This is a genomic window from Simiduia sp., assembly GCF_058345725.1.
This window is the reverse complement of sequence record NZ_JBTUOC010000055.1, coordinates 1-8929: the sequence shown is the minus strand read 5'-3', so window position 1 is coordinate 8929 and position 8929 is coordinate 1. Positions and strand designations below refer to the sequence as shown.

At 53.2% G+C, this 8929-nt stretch carries 9 protein-coding genes; 3 read left to right on the top strand and 6 right to left on the bottom strand.

Annotated elements, in window-relative coordinates:
- Positions 1 to 1008: cation:proton antiporter domain-containing protein (locus ACW8F6_RS12850; RefSeq protein ID WP_491576274.1), on the top strand; the 1008-nt coding region annotated here is incomplete at its 5' end.
- A 45-nt stretch (positions 1009 to 1053) separates the two neighbouring features.
- On the opposite strand, the gene sohB is transcribed toward ACW8F6_RS12850, so the two are convergent.
- From sohB to ACW8F6_RS12830, 4 genes are all read right to left on the bottom strand, one after another.
- Complete coding sequence (gene sohB, locus ACW8F6_RS12845) at positions 1054 to 2124, bottom strand: protease SohB (protein ID WP_491576273.1); 1071 nt, start codon at positions 2122 to 2124, stop codon at positions 1054 to 1056.
- A gap of 37 nt (positions 2125 to 2161) precedes the next feature.
- The gene (locus ACW8F6_RS12840) at positions 2162 to 2812 is read right to left on the bottom strand and encodes a cation/multidrug efflux pump (RefSeq protein WP_491576272.1); all 651 of its coding nucleotides are present in this window, start codon (positions 2810 to 2812) and stop codon (positions 2162 to 2164) included.
- Between the two features lie 67 nt (positions 2813 to 2879).
- Positions 2880 to 3713 carry an NAD(+) diphosphatase gene (nudC, locus tag ACW8F6_RS12835; protein WP_491576271.1) on the bottom strand — a complete coding sequence of 278 codons (834 nt, stop codon included), beginning with the start codon at positions 3711 to 3713 and terminating at the stop codon, positions 2880 to 2882.
- Complete coding sequence (locus tag ACW8F6_RS12830) at positions 3713 to 5422, bottom strand: FimL-related protein (RefSeq protein ID WP_491576270.1); 1710 nt, start codon at positions 5420 to 5422, stop codon at positions 3713 to 3715. Before ACW8F6_RS12830 ends, nudC begins: the two co-directional genes overlap by 1 nt.
- A gap of 424 nt (positions 5423 to 5846) precedes the next feature.
- Here ACW8F6_RS12830 and nhaB point away from each other — a divergent pair, with 424 nt between their 5' ends.
- A complete protein-coding gene (nhaB, locus tag ACW8F6_RS12825) occupies positions 5847 to 7346 on the top strand; it encodes a sodium/proton antiporter NhaB (protein ID WP_491576269.1) in 1500 nt (499 codons plus the stop codon).
- A gap of 73 nt (positions 7347 to 7419) precedes the next feature.
- Complete coding sequence (locus ACW8F6_RS12820) at positions 7420 to 8067, top strand: acyltransferase (RefSeq protein ID WP_491576268.1); 648 nt, start codon at positions 7420 to 7422, stop codon at positions 8065 to 8067.
- Positions 8068 to 8117: 50 nt separating this feature from the next.
- Here the strand turns inward: ACW8F6_RS12820 and ACW8F6_RS12815 are convergent, their stop codons facing one another.
- Both ACW8F6_RS12815 and ACW8F6_RS12810 read right to left on the bottom strand, forming a co-directional pair.
- The gene (locus tag ACW8F6_RS12815; protein ID WP_491576267.1) at positions 8118 to 8453 is read right to left on the bottom strand and encodes a hypothetical protein; all 336 of its coding nucleotides are present in this window, start codon (positions 8451 to 8453) and stop codon (positions 8118 to 8120) included.
- Between the two features lie 124 nt (positions 8454 to 8577).
- On the bottom strand, positions 8578 to 8929 hold a 352-nt coding region (locus ACW8F6_RS12810; RefSeq protein WP_491576266.1), incomplete at its 5' end, for a nucleoid-associated protein.

Sequence of the window (8929 nt, the reverse complement as noted above, 5' to 3'; positions counted from 1 at the left end):
CTCATCAGTGAAATCTCACGCGTGGGCATCGTATTTTTATTATTTTTGCTCGGCCTCGACATGCAACCCAAGGCGCTGTTTGCAGTGCTCAAACAGGCCACCCATATCGGCATTATTTCCTCCGCCCTATTCGCCATTGCCGGCTACAGCATCGGCTGGGCATTTGGCTTCAGCCATCTGGAAAACCTGATTATTGGCATGGCGATGATGTTTTCCTCCACCATCATCGGCATCAAGCTGCTACCCACCACCGTATTGCACCACAAGCATACAGGCGACCTAATGGTCGGCTTGTTGTTGTTACAGGATTTCCTCGCCATTATCTGCCTGATGGTATTGCTCAGTGGCGATCTGGGCCGCGTAGACCTGCCCACACTTGGCAAAACTTTTGTTGCGCTACCCATATTAGCTCTGGCGGCCTGGCTCTTTGTCCGCTGGGTGCTCTTGAAACTGATCCAAAAATTCGACCGCTTTCACGAATACATCTTTCTACTGGCCATCGGCTGGTGTATGGGTTTGGCAGAGCTGTCCGAGTATCTCGGGCTATCGGCTGAAATTGGCGCATTTATCGCAGGCATTACCTTGGCAACCAGCCCGATTTCGCAATACATTGCCATTAGCCTCAAGCCGTTGCGAGATTTCTTTTTAATTATCTTTTTCTTTTCTATTGGCGCGCGCTTTAATCTAGATTTACTGCCGGCCGTTGCCTTAAGCGCCACCGTTATGGCTGCCATGGTGTTAATCCTAAAGCCGGTAACCTATCGGTTTTTATTGCACGCCCAAAGCGAACAAAACCACCTAGCCTGGGACATTGGCTTTCGGCTGGGTCAAATCAGTGAATTCAGCTTACTGATTGCCTTTGTGGCCACCAACGCCTCACTCATAGGTGAAAAAGCGTCCACGCTAATCCAGGCGACGGCCATTATTACGTTTTTGGTGTCGAGTTATATTGTGGTGTTTAACTATCCGAACCCCATTGCAGTATCGGATAAATTGCGGCGAGATTAGTGGGCTGGCAAGATTTCGCCAGCCCGAAAATTACGACACTTTAACCTAGGCAGAAAAACGCTGCGTCACCGTTTGCCAGGCTTTGGTAAATACCCGGTCAAACGCCACTTCTGCTGCTAGGCCCAGCTTTTGTGGCAAACTCTTCGGTAACTCATAGCGCATCTCAAAGACCTGCGCGTTGTCGTACAGCCCGGTAATGTATTCGTCGCTGGTCTTAATATCGTCCACTAACAAATTGTCTACCGCCTGCTGACCAAACCACACCTCGCCAGTAGCTACCTTCTCGACGTCCACCTGGCTGCGATGCACCTGGATAAAGCGCTTAAAGAGCCCGTGGACCTCTTCAATTTCGTCCACAAACTTTTGGCGGCCCTTTTCGGTATTCTCACCAAACATCGTCAGCGTGCGCTTATATTCACCCGCCGTAATCAGCTCAAAATCGATATCGTTCTTTTTCAACAATCGGTGAAAATTCGGCATTTGCGCCATGACGCCAATAGAACCAATAATCGCAAAGGGCGCCGCTAAAATTTTGCTGGCAACGCAAGCCATCATATAGCCGCCGCTGGCAGCCACTTTGTCAACGCAAACGGTGAGCGTAATACCAGCATCAGTAATGCGCTTGAGCTGACTGGCTGCCAGTCCATAGCTGTGGACCATACCGCCACCGCTTTCCAGTCTGACAACCACTTCGTCGCCCTTGGCGGCCACGGATAACAGCGCCGTAATTTCTTCGCGCAGCGCACCCGTGGCCGAAGCGCGAATATCGCCCTCAAAATCAATGACGAACACTCGCTTGGTGTCGCTGGCAACCGCTGCCTCCGGAGCCTTAGACGCTGCTTTCTGAGCCGCTTTTTTGGCTTTTGCCTCGGCTTTCTCTTTCTTCTTTTCTTCCTTAATCAGTGCCTTGTACTCATCTTCATCCAATAGCACCGACTGCATCATATCTTTGGTGTCTTCGTAGTGATCGTTTAAGCGACGCACTTCCACCTGCCCGTCCGGGTCTTTTTTACCCCGCGCTCCGGCCGAAACGATCAGCCCGATTATTGCAGCCAAAGCCACGACAAAGGTGATAGTTTTCGCCAAAAACAGGCCGTACTCCATCAAAAATTCCAAGAGAGTTCCTCAATATTTGTGATTGAAAAAGCAGCCACTACTGCCAACGATTTACCGCTTGCTGGGCCGGATCATTCAGCGGCTTACCCACTAAACCGGTGCTACTTAAGGTGATGGCGTAGAGTGCACCATCGGCCATGGGCAGATAGGTGGCGCTGCCGTACTGCGCCTGCAACGGCAGCCAGTCACTGCTCGCCGTCAACAAAGGCCAGACGTCGATCCAGCCTGCATCTTCGGCCAGTCCGTACACGGTGCGATGAGCCTGGCGTTCCTTTTCGAGGGAGTAATAACGTCCGCCCAGGCGATCTAAGCGATACGCCGGTTTGGCGCCAAGGCCTGCCAACGCTGAGGGCCAGCGCACAATTCGGGCATCCAGTTGCCACTGGTCGCCGGCAAGGTCAAAGCGGTGCTCGTTCCCATCGGTTTCCAGCAATACTGCGCGAAACGACTGCTCACCCAGCCGTTCAAAACTGAGTGTGGCAATGGGCTTTTCAGACAGCACCTGCTTGTAGCCCAGTAGATCCACTGCGACCAAAATTAACACAACGCCGAAACCGGCCACTAGCAGCCCGGTCAGTCCTTTAACAAAGCCAAACAACCAGCTCTTTTCGCCTAACATACGCGCGGCCATATAGAGCAGAACCAGCCCGCCAATAACAATTAACCCTGCAATTAGGTAGTAGAACATTGCTTTTCCTTTGCTAAACGGCAACCGTGTTTAAACAGCCGCACAATACCTCAAGCGCTATTGTCCGTCACCCATAGCGGCTTTTGCAATCAGCCACAAACTTGGCAATGAGCTGGCCAGATAGTGTTTGAATGGGCGGCGTCAGTGGCGGCAGCTGGTCGAAGCGGTACCAGCCTGCAGCGCTAATTTCTTCATCCTGGAGCGTCAGAGGACCAGAGTCTGGCGCCAGCGATGCGTGAAAACCAACCATTAGCTGGCCGGGAAAAGGCCAAGGCTGACTGCCCACGTAGCGCACGTCATCGACACTGAGCCCCACCTCCTCCTCGGCCTCGCGGGCAACGGCGGCCTCCAATGACTCGCCGGCTTCCACGAAGCCGGCAAGGGCTGTGTACATGGGTTGCTGTGAACGCGCATGTACGGCCAGCAAACAATGGTCTTCGCGAACGATCAACATGATGACGCAGGGAGAAAGCCGCGGATAATGGCGCAGATCGCACCTAAGGCAATGCATTGCGCGATCGTCGGAACGCATACTGTTGACGCTGCCACAGCGGCCGCAATAGGCGTGATCGGCATACCAATTAGCCAGCTGGACAGCGGCACCGGCCAATAGAAACTCGGCCTCAGCCGCACTTAACAAGAGGCTGCGCAATCCCACAAATTCGCCATCGCCCAGCGCCACGGCATCCTTTGCGGTCGAATCTAGCAGGCAACAGTAGCAATCGTATAGCTGCCCTTGCACGCACAATTGACCCACCTTGAGCGTGATAGCGGCTGTTTCAGACAACGGCGCGTCAAATAAAAACTGGCCCTGCCGGGTGAGAAGCTTGTGGCCCTGCACCACCAGCCAGCGTTTACCCTGAGCGGGTTGTGGGTGTGTTAATCCTGGAACGAACTGCATTAGCTGACCGGGTAGCCCAATGCCTCCAAACTTTCTTCAGCAATTTGCAGAACATTGTCATCGGCGTCCTTGTCGGCCTTGGCGGCATCCAAGTAATACTCTAAGCCGATAACCGCGTCTGCAAAGGTTTCCAGCATCTGCTGAAGCATTTCGGGGTGATCATTACCCAGCAGCGAATCGGAAACAAAGCGTTGGCAGGCCGCGGTCACCCTGGCGGCCCGCGCGAGCCCAATCACGCCCATACCGCCGCGAATGGTAGCCAAGGTGGTGGATACATTCTTAATATGGCCGCGGTCAAAACCCGACTCCGAATAGGAGCTCAACGCGCGCTTGATCATTGATAAGCCCGCCTCAGCCTCCTGAAACACCAAGGCTTCGGCTTCCATGAGCTGATTGCTGGCGATGATTTCATTGCGCGAGCCACTGTTAATACGGGCCAATTGATCGTCGGAGAGGTTCTGCGAGCCCAAGCCAGAGACGGTGGACTCCACATACAGTAGCGAGTCAGCCACCTCCAATAATTCTTTTGGCGCTGGCGCTTCGCCGGTGGTATTCCACGCAGAGATTTTCTCTATCTCTTTCCGCAGCGTGCCGCTGGCAGAGACCAGGCCCACTACCGCCAGAATTTCGGCAATTTTACTCAGCGTGGCCACTAGCTCTTGGCTTTCTTCCTGTGCCCAAGCACCCGCCTGTGATGCGCGCTCCAGCACGTCTTTGACGGAGTTCAGCTCGTCTTTCAGCACCGCCGCCATAGAACTAATGGTGTTGGCACTGGGGCCCTTTAGCGCATCGCGCTCGCGGCGCAATTCGGCATCGGTATAGCCCAATGGCACAACGTTACAGGCAGCCAGCAGCGTTTTCGCCTTTTCGGCGTCCGTGCCAGACAACGCAATGACATACAGTAGGTCCTTTAACAACGCATCGTCCACGCGCCTGTCCAGACACTTGGCGCCCTCGCGCTGAAGCTTCTTTAACTCCCGGTCGATGGCACTCAACAGCAATTTGCGGTTCTTAGTAAGCTCCATCCCCTTCTGCGCCATTGCGCCCAATGCAATAGCACCCAACCACCAGAGTTTGCCCAGAGGCCGGCCGCCACTGATGATGTCAAGGCGCTCTAAGGCCCGCTGCATCATCCCCAGCGAGGGCTTCACCTGCTTGCCTTGCAGCACCGACAGCAGCCCTACCTGGTACATATGGCGCAGACGCCGCGCCAAGGCAGTCAGATCTTCGGCCATCACGGCGGTAGATTGGCCAGCATTGCCACGGGCGATGATTAACTCTGCCTCAAAGAAATGGCTGTCCTTGAGAAACGGTGCACCCCGGACCTGACGCAATTCATTGATAACCGGGATCAGTAGCACCGGCATATTGCGCTTTGTCTGAAGTACATATTCCAGGTAGCGTGGTAAAATAAAGAAGCTCGAGGTCAAGGTGGAGATGTAATGGTCTGCCTGATCGTTCAGGCCGGTGGTAATTTCCTGTGCTAGAGCCAGAATTTCCTGTGCCAACAGGTCTGCCCCTTTTAACTGCACCACACTTAGCGTTCCGCTAATCTGCTTGATGCCGTCGATGCAGCCCTGCAATAAATCGCCATTATCGCGGTCAGCGACAAACTGCTCGAGCTTGGCTGCACTGGCCTCAATCGTTGCCAGTAGCTCTTCACGCACCAGCTTCAAAGAGGATAAATTGATAGATTGAGTCGTCGTCACGCAATACCTTCCATACCTAGTGCGCCTGCGGATTTAGGCGCCATATCGTTGGGAACCGCTGCACACCCCCGTTGCCGCCAACGCGCCACCTATCCTAGGTAGCCTCTGTGCCGTCCAGGCGCTCGCGCCGAGCGTGCCAGAGGGGCGAATTGCGCAGTTTTTATACAGCTGCCGCCCGCTCGGGGAAATAATTACGTATAACTATAGTATGCCGGCTCAATTGGTTGGCTATAATCAAGCAATTGGTTCTAATTCGCCAGCGATCTTGTTGAAAATATTGATATTTTTAACAGAATTAGTAGGCTCTTGGGGCTAATTACTGGGCGTCAATACACTCGCACACCTATTGCAGCAAACTAGCGCTGAGTCACCAATAAAACTAATCATCAGGAGAACACAAGCTTAAGCTTGTATAGGAATCACTATGCCACAATCCATCTCGCAGGCGATGCTGAAGAACTTTCTCGGCCAAGCACCTCAATGGTACAAGTTAACCATTATCTGCTTTTTGCTCATCAACCCTTTTGTCTTGCATCTAATTAACCCCTTTGTGGCTGGCTGGCTGCTCATTGGCGAGTTTATCTTTACCCTGGCCATGGCGCTTAAGTGCTACCCCCTACAACCGGGTGGCTTACTCGCACTCGAGGCGGCCATATTAGGCTTGGCGGGCCCAGACGCTATTTATCACGAAGTGGTGGCCAATTTTCAGGTGATTCTGCTGTTGATGTTTATGGTGGCGGGCATCTATTTTATGAAGAATCTGCTGCTTTACGTATTTACCAAAATATTGGTGGGCATCCGCTCCAAGGCGCTGTTATCACTGCTATTTTCCTTTGTGGCGGCCGTACTTTCCGCATTTTTAGATGCCTTGACCGTCACCGCGGTGCTCATCAGCGTTGCCGTGGGCTTTTACGCTGTCTATCACAAGGTGGCCTCCAACAATAGCGGCGGCAAACACGACCACGGCGACGATACCCACGTTGTCGAATACCATCGCGAAGACCTCGATCAGTTTCGCTCCTTTCTACGCAGCCTGGTCATGCACGGCGCCGTAGGTACCGCGCTCGGCGGCGTTTGTACGTTGGTGGGGGAGCCGCAGAATCTGCTGATTGCAGAAAAAGCCGGCTGGGATTTCATTACCTTCTTTATGAAAATGGCGCCCATTACCATGCCTACTCTAGTGGGTGGTTTGCTCTGCTGCCTGTTGCTGGAGAAGCTGGGCATATTTGGCTATGGCGAAAAAATCCCGGAAAACGTGCGCATCGTGCTGCAGGATTACGCCACGGAAATGGACAATAATCGCAGTACCGCTGAAAAGGCCGAGCTGATTATTCAAGCTATTGGTGCACTTATCCTAGTCTTTGCGCTGGCATTTCATGTGGCGGAGGTAGGTCTCGTCGGCCTAATGATTATTGTGCTGCTCACCGCCTTTAACGGCGTGATCGAGGAACACCAAATTGGCCACGCCTTTGAAGAAGCCCTGCCCTTTACGTCGCTACTGGTTGTCTTCTTTGCCGTTGTGGCCGTGATTCACGAACAGCACCTGTTTTCTCCCATCACCGAATGGGTGCTGGCAATGGAACCAGCTAAGCAATTACCCATGCTGTTTATTGCGAATGGCGTGCTGTCCATGATCAGCGACAACGTCTTTGTGGCCACGGTGTATATCAATGAAGTGAAAGCCGCACTGGTCGCCGGCACCATTGATCGCCCCCATTTCGAAAATTTGGCCATTGCCATTAATACCGGTACCAACCTACCGAGCGTGGCGACACCTAATGGCCAGGCCGCGTTCCTGTTCCTGTTAACCTCGGCTATCGCCCCTCTGATTCGCCTCTCCTACGGCAAAATGGTGCTAATGGCCCTGCCCTACACCTTTGTACTGGGTGGCATTGGCCTTGCCGCGGTGACCTGGGCCTTATAGCCCTCATCAACTGACACACCAAGCGCCTGTAAACACAGGCGCTTTTTTATTTCTTCACGCAAAGACCGTGGTCATGACTCAGGAACACAATATCAACGAGGCGTTAGCTGACGATGCCGCGTATCGCGAGCAACACAAGCAACGCCTTAATCACATGCCCTGGCTCTATTACACACTCAAACCCAAGCATCAAGCGTGGGCAAATAATTGGCAGCAGGTGCACCAGAGTCAATTGATGGCCCTGGAAACTGTACACTTTGGCGAGCGATGTTTTATCGCCGATAGCGCCCGTATATTCGCAGAGCCTGGCCGCGCAGTACACATTGGCGATCACACTGCCATCGCTGCCGACTGCTATTTACACGGCCCTATCGAACTTGGGCAGCATGTGTCGCTCAACCAAAGTTGTCGCCTGGAGGGCGGTCGCGCGGGCATTGTTATCGGCGATCACACGCGCATCGCCGCCAACTGCCACTTTTACGCATTTAATCACGGCATCTCGCCAGATCGGTACGTACATCAGCAGCCGGTGAGCTCAAAAGGGATTCACGTAGGTATCGATGTGTGGATTGGGGCCGCCTGCGCAATTACCGACGGAGTAACTATTGGCGATCACGCGGTGATTGGCATTAATTCAACGGTTACGCGCGACGTAGAACCCTACGCCATTATGGCTGGCTCGCCGGCAAAAAAAATTGGCGACCGGCGCGAACACCCCTAACCGACGAGCTAAGACGTTGCACGCTTTGCCAACCGACTGAAAGCGATTACTTATGTTCGCTCCAGATTATCGTCCGCCGGCGCTTGGCTATCTAATAATTCTTTCTCTTTAAGGGCTTCGCGAGAGGCATCAACACCCTCCTGCAAGCCCTGCAAAAATGATTGCCAGCCTTCCACCAAATTTCTATTGGCCCGCTTTATTTGTTGCTCTAGGCTGTGACTTTCCAGTTCGATCAGCGTACTTTGGGCGTGGGCCAGCTGAGCCTCCAGGCCGTCCACCCGCTTTGCCAGTGCAGCCACTTCGGCCATTTGTGCTTGAATAACAAGGGACTGCCAGCCGTTGACGGCGACCAGCGCCAACACCACTACTACTGCTAATACACGCATTGAATCCTCTCTTGCATCAAGGGTACGTCACCTTCGGAGCACCCCACTCAACTACACCAAAGCCTACACAGCCAACACCCCAATCAACCTCGCGAGACCAGTTGACGACACTTAGGCGATACAACTAATTATTCTCGCGCGATCCATGTACATACTTAATCAGGCGCGCCTTAAGTGCCGGCGGAATGTCCTTTAACACCAGGGTATCGGTGTTAGCGTCGTATACTACAGTTTGCCCTAGGCATTCTGACGAGAAGCTTAAACTCAGCTGATCGGTTCTACCGCTAATCCTTACAAATTGGCGCATTTGTTTTCGATCTGCATAAAACTGCGCTGGTGCATCCGGCGCTGATTCGACAACAAATCGCTCAAAGGCCGCCGGCTCGGCGTCGCTAAGCTGCTGCGATATCTCGGCAATTTCCACGGCTTTACCGCTTTTGTCTTGCTCAATACAAAACTCTGCGACTTTCTTTTTA

Excerpts from the sequence above, each read along its gene's own strand:
- ACW8F6_RS12820 (WP_491576268.1), top strand. The coding sequence starts at position 7,420 with ATGACTCAGGAACACAATATCAACGAGGCGTTAGCTGACGATGCCGCG.
- ACW8F6_RS12840 (WP_491576272.1), bottom strand. The coding sequence starts at position 2,812 with ATGTTCTACTACCTAATTGCAGGGTTAATTGTTATTGGCGGGCTGGTT.
- nudC (WP_491576271.1), bottom strand. The coding sequence starts at position 3,713 with ATGCAGTTCGTTCCAGGATTAACACACCCACAACCCGCTCAGGGTAAA.
- ACW8F6_RS12815 (WP_491576267.1), bottom strand. The coding sequence starts at position 8,453 with ATGCGTGTATTAGCAGTAGTAGTGGTGTTGGCGCTGGTCGCCGTCAAC.
- nhaB (WP_491576269.1), top strand. The coding sequence starts at position 5,847 with ATGCCACAATCCATCTCGCAGGCGATGCTGAAGAACTTTCTCGGCCAA.